Raw genomic sequence first — 26,028 nt, forward strand, 5'->3', positions numbered from 1 at the left:
CTTTTAACTACTACTCCGTAATTTTCTCCACTCTGCAGGAAGCCTGCTTGAATATTGGCTGATGGGAAAGGGGATCAACTACATCAATGGTTAATTGGTTAGCCGCTTGATTTTCCTCCCAATTTCCATAGTGAAACGGGATAAAGACTTCTCCCTGATTTACTTCCGTTCCGATTCGGGCAGGAACTTTAATAGACCCTCTAGGAGAAAACACCTGCACGAGTTCTCCTTCCGATATATCTAAAAAGCTGGCATCGTCTTCATGTATCGTCACATAGGCCTCGGGAGCTTTTTCATTCAGTTCTGGGGAGCGGGCTGTTTTTGTTCTTGTATGCCAGTGCCAGAGTAAACGACCGGTGTTAAGCCAAAAAGGAAAATCTTTTCTTGGTTTTTCTGGAGCACCCAGGTGTCTGGTGGGATGGAAAATAGCTTTACCGTCAGCATTTAATTGTTCGAATTCCTTCTCGGTTTTAGGACGCCCGGTGACCATGTCCTTGCCATAGCTTTGACAGTACTCCGGCTCCGTAGGAAAGTGGTGGTTTTCATATAAACGAACGGTACCTTCCGGTTTGCTCTGGGTGGCAGGCCAGCGAATGCCGTTTTCTTTTTCGAGCTTTTCATACGTCATCCCCGACATATCGCTTGGACGCCCCTCTGAAACTTTTTTCCATTCCTCAAACGCTTCTTCTGGGGTGGAATAACCGACAAGCGGGTTCCCATCTTTATCTTGAAGCTCCATCCGTCTGCTGAAATCAATAAGGATATCCAAATCGCTCTTGACGTTTGGCGGCGGTTCTACTGCTTTTCGGAGAACATTAATGGTGCGGTCTGCATTTTCCATCGTTCCTTCCTTTTCTCCCCACATCGCAGGCGGAAGCACGACGTCGGCCACCTCCGTTGTTTCGGTCAGAAAAGGATCCTGCACGACGACAAACGTTTTTTCTAAAGCTTTCTTTGCCCTGGGCAAATTAGGCAAAGAGACAAGAGGATTGGTATGAATGTTCCAGAAAAATCCGATTTTTTCTTTTTCCATAAGCTCTATTTGTTTTATGATGCCTTTTTCCGGTCCAACCGCCAGCATAGATTCTTCCACATTCCAGAGTTCCGCCACTTCGCGAAGGTGCTCCGGGTTTTCGGGGTTGCGGTTTCCCGGGTATGTCCCTACCCCGCCTACAGTACGGTTGCCAGAAGAACTGGGCTGACCCGCCATATGGAGTGGTCCGCTTCCGGGTTTACCAATTAATCCCCTCATAAGATGGAGGTTATTAATGGCCACGCAGGCACTTGTAGCATCACTGCTTTGAAAAGCACCTTGCAGGGTAGTAGAGACAAGGCTTTCTGTTCTACCAAGCTTTTCGGCGGCTAATCGAAGAGTGGGAACGGGTATAGCGGCTTCATTGCCGGCTCTCTCTAAGGACCAAGGTTCTACGGACTCTTTCATTTCGTTGAACTGAACAGTATTTTTTTCAATAAATTCTTCATCCAGCCATCCTTCGGAAATGATCTCGCGGATGAGGCCGTTTAATAGGGCTGCATTGGTGGCTGGTTTTAATTGTAAATGGAGATCGGCTTCTTTTGCGGTGAGTGTTTCCCTAGGATCGGCAACAATTAAATAAGGTTTGCCCGTCTTCTTCTTTCTTTCCATGATGCGATCGAAAAATACAGTACCTGTTTCGGCAGGATTATGTCCGAACAGCATAATCGTTTCCGCCTCGTCCAGATCTTCAAACGAAGCCGGCACCCCGTCTGCCCCAAAGGATTGAAGCAGACACCATTCCGTGGTAGCCGTACAAAGCCGGGTGTTGGCATCTAGTAAATGAGTGCCAAGGCCGGCTCTGCCAATTTTAGCAATGGTATAATAGTCTTCTAGAAATCCCTGTCCCGTAGAATAAATGGCTGCCCCGTCTCCGCCTTTTTCCTTCATTACTTCTTTCGCTTTTTTTACGATATAATTCATGGCTTCTTCCCAGGAGGCCTTTTCTAAATTTCCTTCTTTGTTGCGGATGAGAGGGTGTAACAAACGGTCTTCATGGTTGTTGGGCTCCCACTGGTATTGAGCCTTTGGATCCAATCTGCCTAAATTTATGGAGTCATCTTTTTTACCTTTGACACCAACAATGTGTCCTTCTTTGACAGCAATATCACATCCACAGCCAATCGAACATAAATTACAAGTACTGTGGACCCACTTTTCTACTTCTCCCTGGCTGTGGATATGGATATCCTGCCGCTCGTCTCCCCAAGCCATCATAATAACTCCTTTGTGTGGACTAATCTCGATATAGTGTTGGAATGACATAAGGAATATGATCTTCCCGCAGGAAGTCTTCCTCATCTGGCAAAGCTTCTTCTAAAGTGTCAGACATCTTATTGAATAAATCATTCATTTCTTCTAGTTTATCTTCCTTTAGAAAGTTATTTTGCTGGCAAATCCTTTTCCAGCCTTGAAAGTGCAGTTTTTCCACTTCATCATCTCGATAAATAATTTTGACCCATTCCACCAGTTTAGAATAAACCGGCATCTCTTCTTCTTTTAAGTAGGAAAGCAGTTTTTCTATCGTTGATTTTTTTTCTTCCAGCACAAGACGAAACCGTATCTCAAGAGGATCATCTCGGAAATATTGGAGCTCAATCAGTTCAGATAATATCAGGTCTACCCGATAGAAAGCTTCATAAATATGGTCTATTTCTTTTTGTTCGACATTGCTCATTCCTATTTCCTCCCTTTTTTGTTTCTATTCCTTTTCCCTTAAGTAATAAAACATCCCACTTTGGTAAAGGGAAAAAAACCAGCATACTATCGATGCCCCCTTTTGTTATACTCTTTCGTTAATAACCGTAAAGAGTCTGGATAAAATCATATAGGCCAGATAAAAATCCGAACGATTATCTACATTCTCCATTAGAATTTGGCATCGTTCGGATTTTTTTATGCTGCATCTGTCCTCTTAAAACGGAGTATACCGCACTATCAATAATTCGTCTTTCGGGAGAAGTCATTTAGTTTTGTCCCATATTCAAAGAGTCTGGGACAAAACATTATCATGGACAAAAAATCCGAACGATTTTTTCCATAAATCGTTCGGATTTTTGTGTATTGTTCTATCGCTGCGTCAAAATAGGTCGCTTTCCGCGGGCACGGCTCGAGCCTCCTCGGAAGAAAGCCACTTCCTGCGGGGTCTCGAGACTCGTGCTTTTCCCGCAGGAGTCGACCTATTTTGACTCCGCTGAATGGACGTTCTTGTTATATAAACCCTAAGATGTCCGTTTTACCAATTTTTCTTTGGTTTGGCCCAACCTCCCTCTCTATTCAGCCGAGGCCGGCCACGGAGACTCCTATGGGACGAAGACGAACTGAAGATTCACTTAGTAATTCGATCTTCTTTACCAAGTGAGCTGAAAAGCGCAGTGACCGGGTGCAGCAATCCCATCGTCATTGTTTTGTTCGGGTTTTCGGCCGGCTCCTATCCTTCTGTCCCGGCCTCTTCACGGTTTCTGTTCCGCCTGTTCTTCCGGCATTCCAGTGACCTGTAGACTTTCATTGAATCTTTCTTCGACGCCCTCCATTAATCATCCAGAGGGGGACGGCTCTCCACTTAGGCCGGACGACTAATAGGCTGTTACGCCGTGCAATAGAAATACAAGGAGACATTATTCCATGCGTTCCCCTTTCTCTCCTTTATTCTTCCTCTTCCACGTATTCCATTAAATCTCCGGGCTGACAGTCGAGTGCTTGACACAGGGCATCCAGAGTACTGAAGCGCACCGCTTTTCCTTTTTCGTTTTTTAATATGGATAAATTGGCTGGCGTGATATCGACTAATTCGGACAGTCTGTTTAAAGACATTTTTCGTTCTGCCATCATTACATCCAGTTTTATTCTTATCATGATCCTCCCGCCTACTTTTAAGGATTAGATTGTTTTTTTATTTTCTTCCACGGCCTCTACTGCTATTTTCATAGCGGAGGCAATAATGAGAAGGAAGACACCGCCGATGAACGCATCAATATAGGAAATATTGGAGTATTGAATGGTCGCATTGGACACATCAACTGCCGTCAAGGCTTTAGATAATATCAAGCCGTCGGTATATTTGAAGGCCGAGCCGAGCACCATGATGGTGACTCCCAGCCTGAAAATAATCGAGACATTTTCCTGCATAAATAAACTGTCTTGATAAATATTTCTAAGCAGTTTCCGCATGTACCATAGAAACGCCATAACGAGCCATACCAAAAAAATGGTTGTTATAAAGGACAGTACCAGAAACGACGAGTCCGTATAAATGCCGGGCTGCTGCTCAAAGTGAATGTCAATATAACCGAAGATTGGCTGGCACGCGCCAAAAGAGGCAGCAAGAGCGCTTGTGCGGATACCCTTGGAATCAATATATCTACGCTCGTACGCAAGAAAAAAAGTTGGGAGACGTAACAGTTAAAAATTTTGGAAGCCTTATCAGCCATAGCTTCCCTTCGTTTCTCTCCATCAGCTGTTTTTTTACCATAAAATTCGACAAGTACCAGGCACTTTTCGACAAAAACCGGGGCGTGCCAGGCACGGCAGGTCAAGCGTTGATAATGGGGAACCAACGATAGACTAAGAACATTAAGACAGTTAAAATTCTATATAGAAGGAAAATTGTAATTCTAGATCACCACTTAAAAGAAGGTTGTGAATCATGCAGATAAAAGAAACACTTGCCAAGCAAGTATTAACGGAGGCAAAAGGATATTTAGATGTTGGATTCACTCATTCTTTAAATCCATACAGCGGGTGTGCTTTTTCCTGTCTTTACTGTTATGTCAGAGAAATGCCCATACAAAGATTCAAAGACCTTCCCTGGGGAGAATGGGTGGATATCAAAAAGAATGCTGCTGACAATTACAGGAACGAAATGAAAAAACTTCGCAGGAAAACAAAACCGGTGAATATTTTTATGTCTTCTGCAACAGATCCGTACCAACCCATAGAACGAAAAGCGAATATAACACGAGGGATATTAGAAGCAATGATAGAATGCCCACCTGATTTTCTCCAAATTCAAACACGCAGCCCGCTCGTCAAAAGGGATATAGATGTAATTATACAATTAAAAGAGAAATGTAAAGTCCTTATATCTTTGACAATCGAAACAGATCGGGAAGACATAAAAAGGGTATTTGCTCCGTACGCTCCCGGAATAAAACGGCGATTGAAAGTTTTGAAAGAACTGCATGATGCGGAAATACCAACACAAGCATCAATTTCTCCTGTCTTACCATTTACACCAGAGTTTCCAAAAGCATTGGAAGGAATAGTGGACCATATTTGGATTGACACCTTGAACATGGGAGATGGTTCCATGGGGAAACGTTCAGAGAGATTAGGAATGCCGAAGTTATTTAGAGAAAACGGGCTGGAAAGATGGGATCAACCAAATTTACATGTCAAGGTGGAAAAGTATTTTAAAAAGTACTTTCCCCCAGAAATGGTACACGTTTCGAAGAATGAAGCCTTCCCCAGATAACGGGGAAGACGCTGTTCCATTCGGGTTTAATATTTATCGTCCCATCATTCCGCCGTCACAGATTCCATGACCGATCCTCCACAATCGGCCCTTTCGTAGAGTACGGATAAAACCCGTAAATATTCTACTTTGGCTTTCTCGTGGAGTGCTTTGCTGTGGGGCAGCCCTTTTTTCAAGGAAAATGCCCTATTGTACAATGCAGGGGGAACTATCACCATTCATTTTTTCCAATTCTGTATCTCTATGATATTTCCTTCGGGGTCTTCGGCATAAACAACTGTTAAGACTCCGAGGGACGTAAACTCTTTTTCTTGTAAAGCTCCATATTTCTTTCCACCGTATTCGATGAACTTATCCAGTACTTCTTCCACGTTATCCACTACAAATGCAATATGCCCAAATCCTTGCCGGCTAATATCTGATGGATGCCTCTCAGGGTTTTCTGGATTATATTCGAAAATCTCTAAAGTAGGCCCCGCCTCGTAACCAGGTAATGTTAAGTGGATGCCTTTAATATTTACATCGTCTATATTCGTTACTTTTTCTATCCATTTGCTGGAGAGATCTCTTTCGGGAAATACAGGTTTACAATCAAAGACCTTAATATAAAAATCAGAAAGGCTACGCCAGTCTTTTGCCACAATGTTTGTGTGAGCATATTTAATGGACACCGACATTCCCCTGCCTTTGTTAAAAATATATCACTACGTTAACATATTTATCTTAATAGATAATTCCCCTTATTTTCCATAAGATTCTTATTATCATGGATCTCAAAGAGAAGGCCTGCTCCTTTTCATCCATAACATCCCAATGTGTCACGTCACGATCACGGGATTCCCTTTTGTAACAATGATAGTGTGTTCTTTTTGAGCAACAAATTCTCCTGGATTGACTTTTAACGCCCAGCCGTCACTACTTGGAACAACCTCTTCTGCTTTTGTCGATACAAAAGGTTCATAGGCGATTACCATCCCCTCTTTCAATAATTCCTTATTCCACGGGACATCGTAGTTGAAAATATGAGCCGGTTCGTCACGCAGGGAGGATCCTACACCGTGGCCTGTTAGGTTTTTTATCACGCGATAGCCGAACTTTGCTGCTGTTCGGTGTACCGCTCGGCCGACACCATTTAGTTTCGCTCCGGCTTTAAACGTTTTAAGCCCTTCCTCAAAAACATGCTCGGTCGCATCCAGAAGGTCCACAAGCTCCGATCGCCCTTCTCCCACGAGAAAAGAACGCCCCGTATCAACAAAATATCCTTTGTACGAGCCAGACACATCGATGTTGATCAGGTCCCCCTCTTTAATTTCCCGAGCTCCCGGAATCCCATGTGCTGCTTCCTCATTGACAGATATACAAGTATAGCCCGGAAAATTGTAAGTGGTAATGGGGGCCGACTCTGCTCCATATTTTTCAAACATTCGCCCTGCTATATTATCCAGTTCTTTTGTTGTCACACCGGGCGTTGTACTGGCAATCATCTCATCTCGTATGTGGGAAATAATTTTCCCAGCCTTCATTAACCCCTCTCGATCGGCTTGTGTTGACGCAACCATACGACTCCTCCTCGAGTTAATCAGCGTTGCTGTTATTGTAAGGTATGGACGAAATAAATGGCAACAATACTGCTGAGAGACGTAGATGCGCAAGGCTCTGCCGGCTTATCCGTTTGGATCTCCATTATTTCCGCCTGATTCATAAAGTGGCAAATGTCAAGGGGGAGATTTTAATTGCGTTTTAATGAGACGATAGTAAAAATTGTTGCATTTGTTATAGCTGTTATTGCTTTTTAGGCTGGGCCTTTTTGGGATGGGAATTTTAAATAATCATGTGGAAGGCTGGTGCGCTGCCACTCTTTTTCCGGGTAGGTAAAAAAGTATAAAAAGGGAGGTTTCCCAGGGGGGAGCAGGGGTCAAAAGCGATCTTTCCTGCGAAATGTTGTATCTGCTTCTTGACGCAGTGGCCGCTCGGATAAAAGTTCCAGTGTACGAAGCTGCCGTTTTTTTTTAATTGTTTAAAATATTCAGTCCGGTCCGGAATTCGGTCCAATATTCTCTCTATTCGTTCCTGTCCTTCTTTCAGTTCTTTACACAACCGCCTTATTTCAGAACAAGCGTCTTCATTTTCTCCCTCCAAATCCATTCCTCCTTTTCATAGTCTATGCATTTAAAAATGAAAACTAAAAGCGGGTACTTCTTAAGGATTGGATATCAGCTTCATGACGGATAGACCGCTCTGATAACTTTTCCATCGTACGCTGCTGACGGTCGATGAAAACCTCAAGATTTTCATAGCTTTCTGGAATACTAATTAACTTCTTTTCCAGGCGCTCCTGCCCCTCTTTTAATTCCGTTATTTCCCCTTTTAATTCTGTACGTACACTACCTATTTCTTCTTTTAATTCTGTACGTACACTACCTATTTCTTCTTTTAATTCCGTACGCACATTTCCTATTTGTTCTGTTAATTCTGTACGTACATTTCCTATTTGTTCTGTTAATTCTGTACGTACACTCCACATTTCTTCCTTTAATTCAGTACGTACACTACCTATATCACTTTTTAATGTTGAAAGTTCCTGCAGAATCCGATTTAATGTCTCTTCCACCCTTTGAACTCCCTTCCTTTTGGAATGACTTCATTATATCATAAGCATTTCGCAAACATGCAAAAGCATTTCGACAAAAACCGGGGCGTGCCAGGCACCAAAGAAGAGGATTTTTTGAAGATCACTGAAGAATTTAAAAATACAAAGGCGAAAATTGATACATTGATTGACCACATGGCGAGTACATCCAAAGTCGTCCATTTCATTAATGATATGGCAGAAGAAACTAATTTACTTGCGTTAAATGCAAGTATTGAAGCGGCAAGAGCGGGAGAGCATGGGAAGGGTTTTGCAGTGGTTGCTGATGAAGTGCGTAAACTAGCTGAACAAACGAAATCTTCCGTAACTCAAATTTCAGCCACCATTCATAAAATGCAGGATCAATCTGAGGTTGTAAATAAGGACGTTTCCTCTATCTCTGATCAATTGAACGATCGCGTCTCTTACGCACGCCATTCGATTACAATAATGGAGAAGATCACTAATCAGATAAAAGATGTAGGAGAATCAATTAATCAGATTGCAGCTATAACAGAGGAACAAACATCTGCCACGCAAAATATTAATCAAAGCATGGAAACCGTGACACACTATACAGAGGATATTAAAACACAAGCGGAAAGAACGGGTTCATCCATCTATGAAGTCAGCAAAGAAGTCAATGAATTACGACATCAAACAATTGAAACGATACCAGAACCTACCCCTGAGCAAATGATCCGTATTTTGCAAACAGAACATGCTTTATACCATTGGTGGGCCTATAATGCGATACTAGGCTATCAATCAACTGAGCAATGGAGTGAAATCAGCCAAGAAAATACCCGTTTTAATCAATGGTACAAGGAAATGAAGAATAAATCAGTTGGTCAGTTAACGGCATTTAAAAAAATGCAAAAGCCTCTCCAACAATTTCATGATCATTTAAGAAAAATTCATGGTGCAATTGGTACAAAGGATAAAGAAGCAGAACAATTACTACAAACCTTAAATGAAAAAACTATGGAAATTGTTGAACTACTACAAGAACTTCAAAAAGAATATAAAGCCATCACCTATCAGAAACCCTGACGACAACCATCAGGGTTTAAGACTTATTCTCAAGTAACTTATTAACTTGGCTGTGGGGCAGATTCGAGCATCGTCCCGTGCTCGGAAAACCTCGTGTGCCAGGAGAATGCTTTCTCCAGATTATGAGGCGTATGCCCCCCATTTTCACAGGCCTCCTCGAAATAATCATACAGCTGCTTGCGATAGCTCGGGTGCGCACAGTTTTCAATCAAAAGCGGCACTCGTTCTTTCGGCGCCAGCCCACGCAGGTCCGCATAACCTTGTTCGGTAACAATCACATCCACATCGTGTTCAGTATGATCCACATGGGACACATAAGGTACGATGCTTGAAATGTTCCCGTCCTTGGCAATCGACTTCGTAACAAAAATCGAGATCCCCGCGTTCCTCGTAAAGTCACCGGATCCCCCAATGCCATTCATCATCTTCGTTCCAAGCACATGCGTCGAGTTCACATTGCCGTAAATATCAAATTCCAGCGGCGTATTAATTGCAATCAACCCTAACCGGCGGATAACCTCCGGGTGATTAGAAATCTCCTGCGGCCGCAACACAAGCCGGTCTTTATATCTCTCAATATTCGAATACACTTCGCCAAACTTCGACTCCGACAGCGTAATCGAACACCCGGAAGCAAACCGGACCTTCCCCGCATCCATCAAATCAAACACCGCATCCTGAAGCACTTCCGAATAAACCTCTAAATCTGTGAACTCCGACTCCAGCAGCCCGTGAAACACAGCATTTGCGATCGAACCAATCCCCGACTGCAGCGGGGCCAGATTCTCAGGCAGACGCCCCAGTTCTTTTTCTTTTCGAAGAAAGGCTACTAAGTGTTCTGCCATTTCCACGGTATCTTCGTCCGGAGATTGGATGGTAGAGGGAGAGTCCGGCTGATGGGTTATCACGATTCCCTTTATTTTTTCCCGGTCCACCTGAATCCCTGCTTTTCCGATCCGGTCCTCCACGTCGGTCAAAGGGATGGGGTCACGATCCCCCTGCCTGGCGGGTTCATAAATGTCATGCATCCCTTCAAACGCTTCCGACTGTTCCAGGTTTAACTCCACAATAACCCCTTCTGCTTTTTCAGCGAAAATAGAAGAATTGCCAACAGAGGTCGAAGGAATAATCATCCCCTCTTCGGTTATTGCGACCGCTTCCACAATCGCGAAATCTACAGAAGCAAGCGTTCCCTGCCGGAGAGCTTCCGCGGTATGCGACAAATGCTGGTCCACAAACAGCATCTCTCCTCCGTTAATTTCACTACGCATCGTTTTATTCGCTTGAAACGGCAGCCGTTTATGCACAATGCCCGCTTCGGCCATTAACCGATCCACATCGGATCCAAGTGAAGCTCCCGTAAAGACATTCACTTTTATCGATTCCTTCTCGGTCCGTTTCACAAGGGCGGACGGCACTGCTTTCACATCCCCAGCACGGGTGAATCCGCTCAACCCAAGGGTCATCCCATCTTTGATCCAGGACGCCGCCATCTTCTCGGAGACAACCGCACCCTGCAGTTCAGTATCACGTATCCGTTTTTGGATCTGCTGTTCCATGATAAGCCTCCCCGTTGTAAATCTATGCCTATTCTAACGCCCGGCCGCGTCCGCTTCACGGGATTTCGCATGAAAAGGCTTAAAACAGGAGGGAGCCAGCGAAAAACATACATGAAACAGAATAAATTAATAAAGTCCCCCATCTTCCTCCTTTGTGAAAATTTACGTCGACATATAAAATAACGACATTCGGTCTTAAGCCAACCGTTCTTTCCCTCAAAAATCGGGGCGTGACAGGCACTAAAAAAGGCACTAAAAAAATATAATCATCTTGCTTTTTATAACAGGAACAGGTATTCTATTATGGAACAAACGTTCTTGAAAAAGGAGGGTGCTATGGCTGTTGATCACGATCGGTTATTTAAAGAAGTGTTGACCACCTATTTTGAAGAATTCATCCAGTTATTTTTCCCGGAAGTACACGTTGCCGTTGACTTTTCCAACGTCCAGTTTTTAGCGGAAGAAGTTTTTAGTGATGTGACCCAGGGGGAAAAGTACAGAGTGGATATTTTGGCAAAAACGAGTCTGAAAGAAGAAGAAACGATCATCATTATCCACACAGAACCTCAGAGTTATCCCCAGCCTGATTTCAATGAGCGCATGTTCCTCTACTACGGACGACTATACGAAAAATACCGCTGCAACATCCTGCCGATTGCCCTTTTCACCTATGACCAGAATCGCGAAGAGCCGGATCACTTCTCCATTGCCTTTCCCTTTCACACCGTCCTGCATTTTCAATTTCTTATTATCCAGTTAAAACAACAGAACTGGCGGCACTTTATCCGCTCCGACAACCCGTTAGCCGCTGCATTGCTTTCAAAAATGGGGTATAATGAAAAGGAGAAAGTACAGGTAAAAAAAGAATTTCTGCGTATGATGTCTCACATGAATATAGACCCTGCTAGATCCGATCTGTTAACCGGTTTTTTCGAGACGTATCTAACTCTTACTTCCTCGGAAGAAAAGAAACTACAGGAAGAGGTGAAACGGATGGACGGAAGAGAAGGCGAAAAAGTGAGGGAGTTTATCGTATCTTACGAAAAGAAAGGCATGGAGAAAGGAATGGAACAGGGAATAGAGCAGGGCATGAAACAAGGAAAAGAAAAAACGAAAACCGAGATTGCTGAAGCAATGCTGAAAAAAGACTTGGACATCGAAACAATTTCTGAAGTAACAGGACTCTCCACCGACGAAGTGCTGCAATTAAAACAATAAGAATGATTGTAATCATTTACAGCTGGCTGTTACGAAACCCCTTACCATAACAAAGATGGAGGAAAACCTGATAAAAAGGGTTTCATCCATTTTTTTATTCGACAAAAACCGGGTCGTGACAGGTAATCTACTCAGTGTAATACGTCTTCAATTCTTCATAAATATATACAGCTATATCTTCAGGAAAATAAAAAGTGAATTCGTGATGATGTCTCGCGAGGAATTCATCATCCCAACCAATACTTAAGAAGCGTTTCATTGCTGGATATAAATTGTCTATTTCCCTGATCATTTCTTGTACTTTATTTTTGCTGGTGGAATCATTGTGCTCTATGGATCTATTAATCGCCTGCAGCAAATGCCATAAATTTTGATCCATTTTCTTTTTAAATTCTGGATCATGGAACACCTTTATTTCGTTCAAGACCTCCTTATCTTCCTCAAAGTGCTTTTCCAACGCTTGGATCTGTGTTTTTTCCAGTCTGAATAAATCCAGCATAATAAACGAAAATTCATCTAACTCCTTGAGTTCCTCCTCAGAAATATTCTCCTGGTTATATAGTCGTTCCATTCTTGTAATCATTTCTATAACGTCATTTAATTCCTCTTGTTTTTTAAGAATGAATTGCTTTTGTATCAGCAATAGTTCCCGATTCTTTATCCCCCGGTTTTTCATCTGCTCTTTTATTTCCTCTAGTGATAAACCGAGATGCTTATAAATTTTTATTTTTTGGAAATTCTCCCAATCTACTGTTGTATACACTTTATTTCCTTTATGATTTTTATTTTCCGGGCTCAGTAAGCCAATCTTATCGTAATAACGTAAAGTTCTTACTGTTGTACCTGCTATCTTTGCGAATGAACTAATGGTTACCTCCATCGTAAGCCCTCCTTATCTGCATTATAAACGGTGACGCTGCGTCACACACAATGCGTTTTCGAGTTTTAATAAAAAGCTTGCGTAAGACGTAACGTCACAGTCTAACATGATAAACATCTTAAGAATTGGGAGGATGTTTATTAATGGAAGAACAACAATCATTATTTAGAAATAGATCTTTTGTGTTTCTATTTATAGGAGGTTTTTTAGCGGTTATTGGTTTTACGATGTTTTTTATGACAACCACCTGGTTTGTTATTAATGATTTAGGATCTGCGGGTTCTTTAGGAATTATACTCATCGCTATAACCGTGCCGCGAGTTCTCATGATGGCATTTGGCGGGGTACTTGCTGATAAATTCAAAAAATCAACGATTATGTTCAGTACGAGCTCCATTCAGGGGATCCTGCTGAGTATTATTTTTGTATTACACAACACAGATCAATTAACTTTTAATTACCTTGTCATACTCGGTATGGTTTTTGGCACATTAGATGCTTTTTCTGGACCTGCCGGGACTTCCTTAATTCCAAAAATGGTACAAAAAAGCCAAATAAAACAAGCAAATGCCATTATTCAGGGATTGGGTCAGATTGGATTTGTGCTTGGACCTGTCCTATCTGGAAGTGTCATGGAATACGCCGGCGTAACCGCTGGTTATTTAACGGCGGCTTTTATCGTTCTATTATCCGCATTTTTTATGTTTCCTCCCTTTTTAAAAGAAGGACCCATCGATAATGCAGTGAAACAAACGCCTCTAAAGGATTTAATAGAAGGCTATTCCTATGTAAAAGCAAGCAAGTTTTTAATGACAGGCATTCTAATATTAATTACATTAAACTTCTTTGCTTTTGGAGCAATATCCATTGCCATTCCGATTTTAGTGGAAACGTATGGGGGATCACCCATAAACCTTAGTTTAATTGAGGCTTCTTTAGGCTTGGGGATGTTAATCAGCACCGGCATCATTGGCACAGTGAAAATACGCAGTCGGGGCCTAACCTCGATTATTGGGTTAATTGCGATGTTAATTGTAGCTGTCGCATTCAGTCAAATTCCTAATTTGTTTGTTTTAACAGCTTTAGCATTTCTTATTGGATTTGCTTTTTCCTTCGTTGCTATACCCTTTTTCACCTCCACCCAGGAAGATACGGATCCGCGAATTATGGGGAGAGTGATGAGTCTTGTATTTTTAGCGATGAATGGGTTTGATCCACTTGCCTATGCGAGCGTAACAACCCTTGTCGCCCAGGGTATAGATATTCAGCAGGTAGTATTATCTTTTGCTGCAGCTGGATTAATGATTGCGCTTACTATTTTATGGAAAGGAAAAACGTTCAGAAATTATAAGTCTGCTTATTAAATTAATTAAAGATCACTTTCAGATAGGAAGTGGTCTTTTCTTCGTCCCCCTTTTCATCAGCCGGAAGCCAAAAAATCTAATTCGACAAAACCCGGGTCGTGACAGGCACCTTATGTTACGATGAGAACATGTCAAACACCAATGCAACGAATAAACAACTTCATTTATCACGCAACGCTCTTTTTATTATTTTCGCATTGTCAGGAGTCGCGCTGGCCTCGTGGGTTGCCAGGACCCCGGAGGTCAGGGATACACTGGAAGCGTCAACTGCCCAGATGGGTTGGATTATTTTCGGACTCGCGCTCGGATCGATGGCGGGATTATTATCTGCATCGCGAGCTATCGCAAGAGTCGGCGCCCGCTTCGTAACGGTCTCGAGTATCCTCTGTATATCCGCCGGCACAGCAGCTATTGGGACCGGGACTTATTTTTCAATCAGTTTGCTGGTCTTTGCCGGACTTATGGTTTTCGGGTTTGGCATAGGTTTTCTTGAGGTCGCCATTAATTTAGAAGGGGCGGTCTTAGAGCGCGCGGCCCATAAAACTCTGCTTCCCGCCCTGCATGCTTCCTTCAGCGGAGGAACGTTAGCAGGAGCAGGATGGAGTGCCCTCATGATGGCGTTACATATATCTGTCACCGTCCATTTATTCATCATCAGCGTGGTAACAGCTGGGGTTCTTCTTATCTCCTATCGATATTTGCCTCATGGGACAGGGAAAGAACATCTCCCCCGTAAGAAAAAAGAAACAGATCCATCTACTAGCTCATGGACGGTATGGAAAGAACCCAGGACGCTGCTTATTGGTTTGGTCGTCTTCGGAATGGCTTTTGCGGAAGGGTCGGCAAATGACTGGCTGCCGCTCGCCATGGTGGATGGTTTCAACGTGCAGCATATCACCGGCAGCGCCATGTTCACCCTTTTTTTAACAGCCATGTTCCTAGGCCGCACCGCAGGAGGATTTTTCCTCGACCGATTCGGCAGAGTCCCTGTGCTTCGGACCGCCTCCCTCTTGGCGTTTTCAGGATTGGCTCTTGTTATATTTACTGGATATCTGCCTATCGCTGCGTGTGGTGTCTTTTTATGGGGATTTGGCACTTCTTTAGGTTTTCCGGTAGGCATTTCCGCTGCCGGCGACGAATCGGAAGGAGCCGTAATCAGAGTAAGTATTGTTTCTATTATCGGCTACACCGCCTTTCTTGTCGGCCCGCCGATTTTGGGGTTATTCGGGGAATTCATGGGGCTGCTGCAAGCATTTGTTTTTGTTCTTATCGGAATCTTCCTGGCAGGACTTGCTTCTTCCTCTGTTAAGAAATCGACGTGAAGGTAGCCTGCCGACTTACGGAGCAGCTTCCTTTATTAATCGGTGGTTGCTCTTTTTTTAGTTTTCATGTTATTCACTTAAAGTTCTTTATTTTCCCTACTGCCTTTATCAAACAGAGTTATTTATTTTGACGGAGAGAATAAGGATTGCTATAATAAAACTTAATTAAAGATAATATGAATCTATAATATCTTTTAAAAGACCTGGAAGGAGCTAACCACCATGGAAGGTAACACATTTGATGAGATGGCAAAACAATACGATACACCGGAACAAATAGAATTGTCGGAGATTATTGGAAAACAGATAAAACAGGAGCTGCCGGACAGCCGTTCCAAGGACGTGCTGGAATATGGAGGCGGTACGGGACTCGTAGGGTTGCAGCTAACCGACATGGTACGTTCGGTGAAGCTCGTCGATTCCTCGCGGCAGATGCTGGATATGGCGCAGGAGAAGATTTCCCGCCGAAGCCTTTCCAACGCAGAAGTTCAATACGCGGATTTCACAAAAGAAACGCCTGAGCTTGAAGCAGATATTATTATCATGTCCCTGGTTCTTCACCACATTCATGATACAGCAAGCATCCTGCGGGAACTGTTTCACGTATTAAGACCAGGCGGCCGGCTGCTTATCGTTGATTTTGATAAAGACGATACCTTCGATCAGCATGAACATAACCACAAGATTTTGTCCCATGACGAGCTAAAAGAGATACTAAGCGAAGCCGGCTACTCCTCCATTCACATCCAAACCTTCTATCACGGAAAAAGTGTTTTTATGAACCAGGACGCTTCTCTGTTTCTGGCCTGCAGTGTCAAAGAATAAACGACAGTTTATCTTCGTGAATCTATTCCTCGGGTGCTGTACGGAAGTCATTCCGTTCTGTCGGAAACAGTATATTCAAAGAGAGAAACACAGAGTGTTTTCCGGTCGTTCATGCTAACATGAAATCATGGTGCTTTAATTTTTATTTTTCAAAAAAGGGGGCGGTCTCATGACGAACACAATACGACAAAAACCGGGGCGTGACAGGCACCTACATTCAGAAAGAGAGACTCTTCCGAAAGTGACTTGCATATGTTTGGCTCACAGGGATTCTCGTTTGATCCTTCATAATCAATAAAAAAGTGGAATGAGAATCCGGCTGAATTTCAGCGATATACTTCACATTCACAATATAAGACCGGTGGCAGCGAATAAAGGTGTCATCCGGCAGATACAACTCCAGATCCCCTAATACGAATTTATGCGTTCCCATCCCCTGTTCCGTCTGCACCCACGTTTTCCGGTTCTGGGCTTCGAGATACATAATGTCTTCATACGCAAACGGCACCCAGCTGTCCTTCATTTGAACCGTCAAAAAAGTGGAAAGAAAACGAAGCTGCTTCGACGGCAGAATCGCCGTGATGCATCCGGCCGGATCCCCGTCATCCAGAATCGGCACACTCGTCCCAAAATATGGCGTCCCAAACACCGTACTGTTCACATGGTCCGACGTTTTCTCCTGAATCGAGAGCGCTTTAAATGTCACGGTATTTTCATTTATCTTATCCCCAGGCTGACTCTTCAAATCAATCTGTTTGCTCGGCTCATAGTAAAGGAACTGCTGCACATCCGAAACCGCAATAGACGCTTCCTTCGGAAAAAGTTCCTTAAATGACTCCACCATCGCCGGCACGGAAAAATGATTCATAAGAGCTCCTCCTCTTTTTTCTATTACCTCTATTGTAACGGGCTTCTGACACCTATCACTAAATAAATACAGCTCAGTCCCATCGGTCTCCAGCTTCATGCGCGCCTTTTTGAATTACTACTTTTTCTTATTCTTCGCATAAAATTCGGCCGCCTTTTTGCGATTTCCGCACAACTCCATGCTGCACCAGCGTCTTTTTCCTGATTTTGATGTATCGACAAAGTGGAGCCTGCATTCTTGATGCTCACACTTCCTAATACGACGGATAGAAGTACTGTTCAATGTATCAAAAATAGAAGCGACAATCTTGAAGAGTACGTGATCTTCCGTTGTTATTCCTTCGGAGACCAATTCTACTTTTTCATCATCTGCATCCATAGTCAGGCTGACATTCACCCGTTCAACAAGCTGTTTTAATTGATCTGTTGTATCTGGAGAGAGTACTCCTTTTTGTTCTACATCGAACAAAACCATTTCACAAAGCTGACGCAGCGAATGAAGCTCGTTTATTAACGAATGCCTCCATTCTCCGTCTTTTAAAGCCGGTACATCAGACTCCCGTAATACGTTATTTTCCTTCAGCCATTCGCACGTCCGGGAGGCATCAGCTAAGATATCGACCTCTTGTTTATTGGAGATATACGTTGTATTAACCAAGTTTATCCATGCAGCGCCACCTAGCACATACACTAATTTATCCATCCATTTTCACCTCAAATGTTATTATAACCGTTAAAAAACATATTGAAAAGTTAGAATGAGTACGGTAGTATATCTTTTATAACCACTAAAAATTTATTAAAGAGGTTATAAGAGAGGGGGGGATGCGTATGAATAGGAATTACTCTTTGTCAGGCTACTGCATGCTTCTTCAATAATATAAAGGGGTGAGGATATGATAGTAGAATACAAAAATGTAAGTGTCCAGGGCGTTAATATCTTTTACCGGGAAGCTGGGAATAAAAAAAATCCGACTATTTTACTGCTTCATGGTTTTCCTTCTTCGTCTCATATGTATCGACACTTAATCACGGAGCTGATGGATGAGTATCATATTGTAGCGCCTGATTATCCAGGGTTCGGCAACAGCGACCAACCAAAAATGGATGAATTTGAATATACGTTTGATAACTTTGGACTTTTGATCAATGAATTTGTGGAAACATTAAAACTAGAGAAATTTAGTATCTACGTTCATGATTATGGCTCTCCCGTGGGATTCAGATTGGCGATCAAACATCCTGAACGAATTCAAGCCATTATAACTCAAAATGGAAATGCTTATGAAGAAGGGTTAATGTCCGCTTGGGATCCTGTACGCAAGTATTGGGAAAATCCAACGGAGGAAAATAAGAACAATTTAAGATCGCTTTTATCGTTAGACTTCACAACATATCAATACACAGATGGGACACGTCATCCCGAGCGAATCAGCCCTGATGCATGGAATATGGATCAAATGGTTTTGGATCGCCCCGGCAATGACGAAATACAACTTGCTTTGTATTACGACTATAGAAACAACCTTAAGCAGTATCCAAATTGGCAGGAGTTCTTTAGGACGTATCAACCTCCTGCACTTGCTGTTTGGGGAAAAAATGACATGTTCTTTGGACCTAAAGGGGCATTAGCTTTCCAAAAGGATCTTAACGATTGCGAGGTCCATTTATTAAATACCGGGCATTTTCCTTTAGAAGAAGAGTTGGACACCAGTGCTTATTTGATAAAGCAATTTTTACGAGACCGTTTAACATACCATGATTAATGCCTTACCATGATGCAGTGTCCACCCGATAATTCAAAAGCAAGAACAAATGGGGCTGTATCAAAGGTACAGCCCCATTCCTATGATAAAGAAATTTCGACCCAGGCAGAAGCGGAAGGCGGCGACGCCTGTGGGAAGAGCAGCAGCCGAAGATCCCATCAAACGGCGGTTTTTCCGTTTGATGTAGCTGAGGCGCTGCCCACGGCAAGCGTCCGCCTGCAGCGCATGCCTCAGCATTTAACAGACTTTTGATACAGCTCCATTTGTTTGCACATTTTTTATTTTGCCAGGGCGGTTTTTTCCCTTTTATGACCATTTATGACCAGTGTACAATGTGCTCCATATCATTTCTTGTTTTGACTCGTTCGGGTTCTTCATTTCGATATCCAAAAGCGAGCATCACGGATGCCTTGAAGTTTCCCTCCTGTAACAAACCTTCTTCTTCTAAGATATGGTCGACTGCTGCATAGTCAAACCCTTCCATCGGACAAGAATCAATGCCGGCTAAAGCCGCAGCGGTCATCATATTTCCGAGAGCAATATAGGTTTGCTTTGCAGACCATTCGTACAGTAAACGTTCATCTTTCAACAAACCACTTTCTTCCTGAACACCTTTTAATGCGCTAGAGTAAAATGTAACAACTTCTTCCGGCATTTTTTTCACATTTTTCAATTGATTCATGACATATTCGGAATCATATCTTAGATTTGTCCGGGCGAGAATGACCAGAAAATGACTCGCAGTGTCCAGCTGGCGTTGGGCTCCAGGGGAAACCTCTTTTAGCTTATTTCTTAATTCCGGATTTTGCACAACGACAAACTTCCATGGCTCTAAACCCATCGTGCTGGGTGATAACCTTCCCGTTTCTAGAATATAGTTAAAATCTTCCCCGGATATTTTCTTGTTCGTATTAAATGTTTTAGTAGCATGCCTGTATTGAAAAGCTGAAATCACTTGTTCTTTACTAACAGGTATCGTTGTATTCATAAGTGTACTCTCCTTTGTTTTTATTGGCATGGCCTGCACTTCAAATTTCAACCTGGTGACGAAATAATTCTTGTGTTCCCCCTTCACCCCTTTTACATTGTTTGAAAAATCATTATATGATAGGCTCCTATCATATAAATACTATTATAGAGGTATCTTTTAGAGGATTTCTACGCTATCGGAATAGCGTTAGTATGCAATTGGATACTGGAAAGGAAGGCCATGAACTATACCAATGAGATATTAGAAGAATGCGGCTTAACAAGCGCTCAAAAAATATTGTCCGGGAAATGGTCCATGCGTATTATTTTATTTTTACTTGAAAAACCGATGCGATTTAATGAAATCCAGCGATTATTTCCAGATATCACCCATGCCACCTTAACCAAACAGCTTCGCCTTTTGGAGGATTATGGAATTGTGGTTCGTAACGTACACTCTCAAATACCACCAAAAGTCGAATATTCGTTGAGCGACATCGGGAAAAAATTAAAGCCGATACTCAATTCAGTGATGGCTTGGGGCGATGAATACAAGGAATATCAAAAAGATTCAACTACATTTAAGCATTCCTGATCGCTGGCTGGATCGCCTTTAGGCAGATACCCCATAATAAGATATAAGCTTGATGCAAAAGAAAGATTAGTGGTGAATTTCTAAGCTGAAGAATGGGACTCATAACATCAATGTATAGAACATTAACCAATAAAAAAATGGATGAAGACCCTCATAAAAAGGTTTCATCCATTTTTTATTTTCCCACCCTTACACAAGCAGCACCCAGCTCGTCTTTATTTGAACCTTCAAAAACTTAGAACTTTAAGGGCAGAGTCGCTGTAAGACACCCTGCAGGCTCCCCGTCATCCAAAATTGGCACATTCGTCCCAAAAACCGTACTGTTCACATGATCCGACGTTTTCTCCTGAATCGACAGCGCCTTAAACGTTACGGTATTTTTATTTATTTTATCCCCAGGCTGAATCTTCAAATCAATCTGTTTGCTCGGCTCATAGTAAAGGAACTGCTGCACATCCGAAACCGCAATAGACGCTTCCTTCGGAAAAAGTTCCTTAAATGACTCCACCATCGCCGGCACGGAAAAATGATTCATAATAGCTCCTCCTCTTTTTTCCATTACCTCTATTGTAACGTGCCTAGATAAAGAAGGGATACATTAGAATCACCTCATACTGCAGAAGGTTCCTCCAGCATCATGTTTAGCCTCTCCTCCATCCTTTTTGCTCCCTGCCGGATGAGTCCGAACCATGCTATTATAGATGCAAAGGAATGCAGATACAAAAAGGGTGGTCATGATCATGACGAAAAAACGCTGGATGCTTCTTATCTTGATTACAGCCGCTGCGGTAATCGCGGGAAAAAGCTATTACGATACCAACGTGTTCCAGACCAAACACGTCACGTTCACCACCGAGGAGCTGCCCGGCGATGCATCGATCCGCATGCTGCAGATCAGCGACCTGCATAATAAACAGTTCGGGGACAATAACGAGCCGCTCCTCAACGCCGCCAAAAGCGCCGCCCCGGACATGATCGTCATCACAGGGGATCTCATCGATGAAAACACATCCAGCATGGAGCCGGCGCTGCAGCTGATGGAAAAACTGACCGAGGTAACGGAGAAAATTTATTTTGTCACCGGCAATCACGAATGGGACAACCCTCGCGCCCAAACCCTTCTCGGTGGTCTGCGGGAAAGCGGGATCATGATTCTGGATAACACGAACACCAAGGCGGAGGTAGACGATGCCGTAATTAACCTCGCCGGCATTGATGACCACTTTACGGACCATCACAACCTTGACCAAGCGTTTCAGGGGATGAACGGCGGGCATTACACCGTGCTGCTCTCCCATGCCCCGCTCGTTGTCGAAAACGAAACCGCTGCCCGTGCCGACCTCGTTTTAAGCGGCCACACCCACGGCGGTCAGATCCGGTTCCCATTCATCGGCGGAGTCGTCTCCCCCGGCGAAGGGTTTTTCCCCCGGTACGACAAAGGAACGTACTCATTGGACTCCGGCAGCCGGCTCTACATCGACAGCGGCCTCGGCACCAGTGTGATACCGGTGCGTTTTTTGAATCAGAGCCAGATGACCATCGTGACGGTGGAAGGCAAAGAATAGTATCAATCAAACGAAAAAAATGAGAAACGATATGTTAAGATGGAAAAGAAACCCATATAGTGAAGGGAGCAGAAAGAAAGAAAGGAAGGAAGGAACGTACCGTGACAAAGTTTTTATCTCTTTCTTGTTCTCCACCATTGCTGAAAAATAAGGAATAACACCCAACCCAAGATCAAACTGCAATGTAAAACAAAAGAATATTGCAGTTGAACATAAGCAAGATCAATGCTGTTATCTTCATAGCCGGGCAAGTTAGTCCTCAATACATCTATATATATTCCGTCGACTGCAAGAAAAACGACAGCTGTTATAATTCTTACAATGAAGTTTTTAACTAAATACATACCAACAACTAATGAAAAAGTCGATATAAATAAAAAAGTTTGAATCACCATCATATCGCCCGTCATATCCGGTACTGCGGAATCTCCAATAGTAATCATATAGTAAGAGAAACCTGCAACTGCAGTAAATAATCCGAATAAAAGAATAAGAACTTGCAATACCTTCTTAACCATTTGAACCCTCCTTTTTTACACATTATCAGCACAATTTTAATATACAAATTTAACCATATATGTGTTAGTATTACCTATGATTAATGTGTTTTGAGAAGAACAGCACCTTGGAGGCAAAATGGGAGGAGTTCTTTGCAAAGAGTCATAGAAATGATTTTCGGTAAACCCGATAAAAGCAAGACGTTTCTGCACATAGGATATTGGATGTTTATAGCAATGTACATGGCGGTACTTATTTTAGCTGTCCTGCAGCCCGTTCATTGGATTATTATTCTTTTCGCAGCCGTGTTATTTCCTTTGTTATTTCGACTCGTATACAAATTGAACCATCTTATACTACAAAAGATAAACATGAAAGTGTTTTTCATTATAGCATCAGCCTTTACTTTTATCCTCATCATTGGTGTGTCAGCATTCCTGTACTTTTATGCTGACAATGTAACCGTAAATGCCAACAGACAGATAGCAAACGGTACGGTTACTGTATCGATTGATACGCTGCGGGGGAGTTATGATGTAACGGAAACCGGAACAACCGGGGGAGGAATCATTTCCATTCCCTATACAGCATCGGTTGGCGAAGGAACGATCACCCTGTCCGCCGAAACAGAGGATCAGGTATTATGGGAGCAGCAAATCTCCGAATCAAGAAACGGCAGCATTCAAATCCAGGGGCTGAACGTAGACGGTACGTTTGATATACAAGTTGCCGCCGAAGAAGCTAGTAACATCTCTATTGAACTCAGGAACCCTTAGATTTTAGGTACAAACGGCTGTGTCATCGATAAAAAGAGCTCAGAAGGAGAAGCTGATTATGAAACATTTTAAAAATAAACGCTACTGGATACTGATGCCCCCATTTTTTATCGTCACAGCTTCCATCCTTCTATTTCTCCCAGGCAAATACAGCGACTATGCGATGGTTACTATTATAGTATACTTTATTACATTAACTATCTGGGATTATTCTGCCAGAAGAAAAGTACAGAAATAGAGACGGGAGGAGCCTGGAAGAACATCAATAAATCATAGACATAGTATTTTAATTACCCCTTTACGCTGTTTTCATACAACGCGATCCATTCCTCCACCGACATCTTCGACACAAGCTCTCCGATAAGCGGATAAGGGATCTGATCCGGTTTTGTAAAGCGTATGCAGCTCTTCCCCATATTCAAGGCATGCGCCGCGTGCTCGGCATACCCCTTCTCAAACCATTCAAGCAACGCCGGATCCGCGTACAGCCCCATGTGATACAACGCAATATGCCGTTTCTGCGCCGCCAGGCTGATTAACGGCAGGGGTATATCCTTTTTCGCGTGATACTCTGCCGGATAGAGACACAGCGGCACGACATACGACGGCATGCCGTACTGTATCGCCGGTTCAAACCCGACTGGAATATTTTCATCAACGACCTCTTTCAGCTGAACAAAAGCCTCTTTCCATTTCGAATCCATCGTTCCCATGTACTGATTTAGATTGTCCACACCGTTTCATCCTTTCTCTTTCATTATACACGGCGGACATAGCGATTTATTTTTTTGATGTTAATATTAAGAGAGTATAATAAAAGGAAGGAGCAACACTTCTGCCCCTTCCTCTTTAAACAAACAGTCTATCCGTCGTCTCCTACCAATCGCGCCACGTCGCCGCCACACGTCTTACAACTTCCTTCCAGCAGCACACCATTCTTTTCATCTTTCAGCTCAAAATCCACAATCGTCGTTTCCCCGCAGTTGACGCAGAACACATTCTGGAGAAGAAGCTGCTGAATATCTTTTGGAATCCGGGACCATTTCCGATGAGCGGAAAAATCATATGTTGACAAAATATACCTCCTATTATAAACGGGAATCATTATTCATCTCTGCATACTATACCATTCCTGCAAGGGTATGAATATTCCCTGCCTTCTAGATTATATCATTTTAGATGGTCCAACACTTCTCTCATTACTTTCACACCATATTCCATTTCCTCCAGAGACGAACTGGTGAAGGACAGTCTTACATATTGATTGTGATAATAACTGTAAATGAAGCCCGGATTTATTAAGACTCCCCTGTCCACAAGAGAAGAAAACAACCTTCGAACATTTATATCATCTGAAAACCGCACCCATATGAACATGCCTCCTGCGGGAATCTCCCAGGTCGCAGCATCTGCTATGTGTTTTTCCAAAAGATAGACTAAGGTATCTCGTCTGTCGCGAAGTTCTTTTCTCAGCGTTTTCAGATGCTCGTCGTATCTTCCTGTTTCAAGGAAATCATACATTGCAAGCTGCGGCAGGAAACTTGTTCCATAGTCCAGCTGCATCCGCAGGTCACTCAGTTTCTCCATAACGTCTGCCGGGCCTGTCATCCACCCGATTCTAAGCGTCGGCGCCATTGTCTTGGAAAAGCTGCCGATGAAAAGCGTGTGCCCGCTGTGATCAAGGGACGCAATAGGAGGCTGCGGCTCATGGTCGATCCATAAATCCCGGAAGATATCATCTTCTATGACAGGCATTTTATATTCCTGGGACAGTTTCACCAATTCTTTTCGGCTGTTACCATCCAGCGTTGTCGTCACCGGGTTTTGAAACGTAGGATTGATATATAACATAGACGAGCCTTTGTTTCTGTACAAATCGTCGCGTAAGTAATCCGTATCAAGCCGCTGCCTCTTAAACGGAATACTTTTCAACTTCATACCGGATGTTCGAAAAACATGCAGGGAATGAACATACGATATCTGGGGCGTGTAAACCGTGGCGCCCATCTGCAGTAAACCAAGCGTTATTAACTGCAACGCCTGCAGCGCACCGGAAACCGACAATATGGTATCCGGACTGGAAGCAATCCCCCGCTCCTTCAAATAGGACGAGACCGCTTTTCTGTATCTATAATCTCCCGTGCCATCATCATATCCGTAATGATTATACGTCGTCTCCAGCGAGCGGAGCGAATCATTAAATAAACGCTTGGGAAACAGCTCCTCGTGAAGTTCTCCCTTGCCTAATTGTATGATCGAATCGTCCAGCTCCAGCTTATTTATTTTTCTCACGATATCGTGGTTCGTTGGATGAAGGCTGTACTTTGAAAAGTCATTCCAGTTTACGAAACTTTTTGATACGTTGGATGGATCATGGTTCGAAATATATGTCCCGCTTCCCGTCTTTGATTCTACAATTCCCTTCTCTTTCAAAACATCCAACGCATGAATCACCGTGCTCCGGTTCACCCCGAATGCAGCGGCCAACTCCCTTTGAGGCGGAAGTTTCCGCCCGGCGGACCACTGCCCTTCTGCTGCTTTCTTTTCGATGCATTCCACAATTTCTCTATACGTCGTTGATGATTGATTATTCATTTTTTCACCCTTGATTGGTTGGCATGGCTTTCATGGAAAT

At 43.1% G+C, this 26,028-nt stretch carries 29 protein-coding genes and 1 pseudogene; 13 read left to right on the forward strand and 17 right to left on the reverse strand.

What is annotated here, in order from left to right; all coding sequences use genetic code 11:
- Positions 1-10 precede the first annotated feature (10 nt).
- The 4 genes from G475_RS0116555 to G475_RS0116575 form a co-directional block, all read right to left on the reverse strand.
- Positions 11-2,248 carry a molybdopterin oxidoreductase family protein gene (locus G475_RS0116555; RefSeq protein WP_026702227.1) on the reverse strand — a complete coding sequence of 746 codons (2,238 nt, stop codon included), beginning with the start codon at positions 2,246-2,248 and terminating at the stop codon, positions 11-13.
- A gap of 22 nt (positions 2,249-2,270) precedes the next feature.
- The gene (locus G475_RS0116560) at positions 2,271-2,711 is read right to left on the reverse strand and encodes a hypothetical protein (protein WP_026702228.1); all 441 of its coding nucleotides are present in this window, start codon (positions 2,709-2,711) and stop codon (positions 2,271-2,273) included.
- Between the two features lie 968 nt (positions 2,712-3,679).
- Positions 3,680-3,889, reverse strand: coding sequence for a helix-turn-helix domain-containing protein (locus tag G475_RS0116570; protein WP_026702229.1), 210 nt, complete (start codon positions 3,887-3,889; stop codon positions 3,680-3,682).
- Between the two features lie 24 nt (positions 3,890-3,913).
- Positions 3,914-4,330: a DUF2975 domain-containing protein gene (locus G475_RS0116575; RefSeq protein ID WP_407636212.1), complete on the reverse strand. Its 417-nt coding sequence runs from the start codon at positions 4,328-4,330 to the stop codon at positions 3,914-3,916.
- Here G475_RS0116575 and G475_RS28070 point away from each other — a divergent pair.
- Positions 4,307-4,432 carry a helix-turn-helix domain-containing protein gene (locus G475_RS28070; RefSeq protein WP_407636209.1) on the forward strand — a complete coding sequence of 42 codons (126 nt, stop codon included), beginning with the start codon at positions 4,307-4,309 and terminating at the stop codon, positions 4,430-4,432. The genes G475_RS0116575 and G475_RS28070 overlap by 24 nt on opposite strands.
- A gap of 247 nt (positions 4,433-4,679) precedes the next feature.
- Positions 4,680-5,507 (forward strand): SPL family radical SAM protein, encoded by an 828-nt coding sequence (locus G475_RS0116585; RefSeq protein ID WP_026702232.1) that lies wholly within the window; start codon positions 4,680-4,682, stop codon positions 5,505-5,507.
- A gap of 218 nt (positions 5,508-5,725) precedes the next feature.
- On the opposite strand, the gene G475_RS0116595 is transcribed toward G475_RS0116585, so the two are convergent.
- The 3 genes from G475_RS0116595 to G475_RS25420 form a co-directional block, all read right to left on the reverse strand.
- Complete coding sequence (locus tag G475_RS0116595) at positions 5,726-6,178, reverse strand: VOC family protein (protein ID WP_026702233.1); 453 nt, start codon at positions 6,176-6,178, stop codon at positions 5,726-5,728.
- A 147-nt stretch (positions 6,179-6,325) separates the two neighbouring features.
- Positions 6,326-7,066, reverse strand: a complete 741-nt coding sequence (gene map / locus G475_RS0116600) for a type I methionyl aminopeptidase (protein ID WP_026702234.1) — start codon at positions 7,064-7,066, stop codon at positions 6,326-6,328.
- Between the two features lie 623 nt (positions 7,067-7,689).
- Complete coding sequence (locus G475_RS25420) at positions 7,690-8,118, reverse strand: hypothetical protein (RefSeq protein WP_051302627.1); 429 nt, start codon at positions 8,116-8,118, stop codon at positions 7,690-7,692.
- Positions 8,119-8,304: 186 nt separating this feature from the next.
- Here G475_RS25420 and G475_RS28075 point away from each other — a divergent pair.
- Positions 8,305-8,649: pseudogene (locus G475_RS28075) on the forward strand (methyl-accepting chemotaxis protein); the annotation flags it as partial.
- A 581-nt stretch (positions 8,650-9,230) separates the two neighbouring features.
- On the opposite strand, the gene G475_RS0116620 reads toward G475_RS28075, so the two are convergent.
- Complete coding sequence (locus G475_RS0116620; protein WP_026702237.1) at positions 9,231-10,748, reverse strand: acetyl-CoA hydrolase/transferase family protein; 1,518 nt, start codon at positions 10,746-10,748, stop codon at positions 9,231-9,233.
- Positions 10,749-11,084: 336 nt separating this feature from the next.
- Between G475_RS0116620 and G475_RS0116625 the strand changes: the two genes are divergently transcribed.
- On the forward strand, positions 11,085-11,966 hold the full coding sequence (locus G475_RS0116625) for an Rpn family recombination-promoting nuclease/putative transposase (RefSeq protein ID WP_026702238.1): 882 nt from the start codon (positions 11,085-11,087) through the stop codon (positions 11,964-11,966).
- Positions 11,967-12,093: 127 nt separating this feature from the next.
- On the opposite strand, the gene G475_RS0116630 is transcribed toward G475_RS0116625, so the two are convergent.
- Positions 12,094-12,846: a MerR family transcriptional regulator gene (locus G475_RS0116630; protein WP_026702239.1), complete on the reverse strand. Its 753-nt coding sequence runs from the start codon at positions 12,844-12,846 to the stop codon at positions 12,094-12,096.
- Between the two features lie 143 nt (positions 12,847-12,989).
- On the opposite strand from G475_RS0116630, the gene G475_RS0116635 reads away from it, so the two are divergent.
- From G475_RS0116635 to G475_RS0116645, 3 genes are all read left to right on the forward strand, one after another.
- Positions 12,990-14,210 (forward strand): MFS transporter, encoded by a 1,221-nt coding sequence (locus G475_RS0116635; protein WP_026702240.1) that lies wholly within the window; start codon positions 12,990-12,992, stop codon positions 14,208-14,210.
- 128 nt (positions 14,211-14,338) lie between these two features.
- Complete coding sequence (locus G475_RS0116640) at positions 14,339-15,532, forward strand: MFS transporter (RefSeq protein WP_026702241.1); 1,194 nt, start codon at positions 14,339-14,341, stop codon at positions 15,530-15,532.
- 222 nt (positions 15,533-15,754) lie between these two features.
- Positions 15,755-16,357: a class I SAM-dependent methyltransferase gene (locus tag G475_RS0116645; RefSeq protein ID WP_026702242.1), complete on the forward strand. Its 603-nt coding sequence runs from the start codon at positions 15,755-15,757 to the stop codon at positions 16,355-16,357.
- A 217-nt stretch (positions 16,358-16,574) separates the two neighbouring features.
- Here the strand turns inward: G475_RS0116645 and G475_RS0116650 are convergent, their stop codons facing one another.
- On the reverse strand, positions 16,575-17,225 hold the full coding sequence (locus G475_RS0116650; protein ID WP_026702243.1) for a LytTR family DNA-binding domain-containing protein: 651 nt from the start codon (positions 17,223-17,225) through the stop codon (positions 16,575-16,577).
- Between the two features lie 117 nt (positions 17,226-17,342).
- A complete protein-coding gene (locus G475_RS0116655) occupies positions 17,343-17,927 on the reverse strand; it encodes a CGNR zinc finger domain-containing protein (RefSeq protein WP_026702244.1) in 585 nt (194 codons plus the stop codon).
- A gap of 193 nt (positions 17,928-18,120) precedes the next feature.
- On the opposite strand from G475_RS0116655, the gene G475_RS0116660 reads away from it, so the two are divergent.
- Complete coding sequence (locus G475_RS0116660) at positions 18,121-18,990, forward strand: alpha/beta fold hydrolase (protein ID WP_026702245.1); 870 nt, start codon at positions 18,121-18,123, stop codon at positions 18,988-18,990.
- A gap of 9 nt (positions 18,991-18,999) precedes the next feature.
- Positions 19,000-19,242, forward strand: coding sequence for a hypothetical protein (locus G475_RS0116665; RefSeq protein WP_026702246.1), 243 nt, complete (start codon positions 19,000-19,002; stop codon positions 19,240-19,242).
- 64 nt (positions 19,243-19,306) lie between these two features.
- Here the strand turns inward: G475_RS0116665 and G475_RS0116670 are convergent, their stop codons facing one another.
- Positions 19,307-19,978 carry an NAD(P)H-dependent oxidoreductase gene (locus tag G475_RS0116670; protein ID WP_026702247.1) on the reverse strand — a complete coding sequence of 224 codons (672 nt, stop codon included), beginning with the start codon at positions 19,976-19,978 and terminating at the stop codon, positions 19,307-19,309.
- Positions 19,979-20,200: 222 nt separating this feature from the next.
- Between G475_RS0116670 and G475_RS0116675 the strand changes: the two genes are divergently transcribed.
- Positions 20,201-20,554, forward strand: coding sequence for a winged helix-turn-helix transcriptional regulator (locus G475_RS0116675; RefSeq protein ID WP_026702248.1), 354 nt, complete (start codon positions 20,201-20,203; stop codon positions 20,552-20,554).
- 235 nt (positions 20,555-20,789) lie between these two features.
- Here the strand turns inward: G475_RS0116675 and G475_RS25425 are convergent, their stop codons facing one another.
- The gene (locus G475_RS25425; RefSeq protein WP_051302629.1) at positions 20,790-21,089 is read right to left on the reverse strand and encodes a hypothetical protein; all 300 of its coding nucleotides are present in this window, start codon (positions 21,087-21,089) and stop codon (positions 20,790-20,792) included.
- A 205-nt stretch (positions 21,090-21,294) separates the two neighbouring features.
- Here G475_RS25425 and G475_RS0116685 point away from each other — a divergent pair, with 205 nt between their 5' ends.
- A complete protein-coding gene (locus G475_RS0116685) occupies positions 21,295-22,119 on the forward strand; it encodes a metallophosphoesterase (RefSeq protein ID WP_035711576.1) in 825 nt (274 codons plus the stop codon).
- 113 nt (positions 22,120-22,232) lie between these two features.
- On the opposite strand, the gene G475_RS0116690 is transcribed toward G475_RS0116685, so the two are convergent.
- On the reverse strand, positions 22,233-22,637 hold the full coding sequence (locus tag G475_RS0116690) for a hypothetical protein (protein WP_026702250.1): 405 nt from the start codon (positions 22,635-22,637) through the stop codon (positions 22,233-22,235).
- A gap of 132 nt (positions 22,638-22,769) precedes the next feature.
- Between G475_RS0116690 and G475_RS0116695 the strand changes: the two genes are divergently transcribed.
- Both G475_RS0116695 and G475_RS0116700 read left to right on the forward strand, forming a co-directional pair.
- Positions 22,770-23,393, forward strand: coding sequence for a hypothetical protein (locus tag G475_RS0116695; protein ID WP_026702251.1), 624 nt, complete (start codon positions 22,770-22,772; stop codon positions 23,391-23,393).
- 58 nt (positions 23,394-23,451) lie between these two features.
- Positions 23,452-23,631 carry a hypothetical protein gene (locus G475_RS0116700; protein WP_233275802.1) on the forward strand — a complete coding sequence of 60 codons (180 nt, stop codon included), beginning with the start codon at positions 23,452-23,454 and terminating at the stop codon, positions 23,629-23,631.
- 52 nt (positions 23,632-23,683) lie between these two features.
- Here the strand turns inward: G475_RS0116700 and G475_RS0116705 are convergent, their stop codons facing one another.
- The 3 genes from G475_RS0116705 to G475_RS0116715 all read right to left on the reverse strand — a co-directional run bounded on the left by G475_RS0116705 (position 23,684) and on the right by G475_RS0116715 (position 25,988).
- On the reverse strand, positions 23,684-24,127 hold the full coding sequence (locus G475_RS0116705; protein ID WP_026702253.1) for a DUF1801 domain-containing protein: 444 nt from the start codon (positions 24,125-24,127) through the stop codon (positions 23,684-23,686).
- A gap of 128 nt (positions 24,128-24,255) precedes the next feature.
- Positions 24,256-24,468: a hypothetical protein gene (locus G475_RS0116710; RefSeq protein WP_026702254.1), complete on the reverse strand. Its 213-nt coding sequence runs from the start codon at positions 24,466-24,468 to the stop codon at positions 24,256-24,258.
- A 95-nt stretch (positions 24,469-24,563) separates the two neighbouring features.
- Positions 24,564-25,988: an aminotransferase-like domain-containing protein gene (locus G475_RS0116715; RefSeq protein WP_026702255.1), complete on the reverse strand. Its 1,425-nt coding sequence runs from the start codon at positions 25,986-25,988 to the stop codon at positions 24,564-24,566.
- Positions 25,989-26,028 lie beyond the last annotated feature (40 nt).

It is taken from the genome of Salibacterium aidingense DSM 18341 (assembly GCF_000429685.1).
In the GTDB taxonomy this organism is placed as follows: domain Bacteria; phylum Bacillota; class Bacilli; order Bacillales; family Marinococcaceae; genus Salibacterium; species Salibacterium aidingense.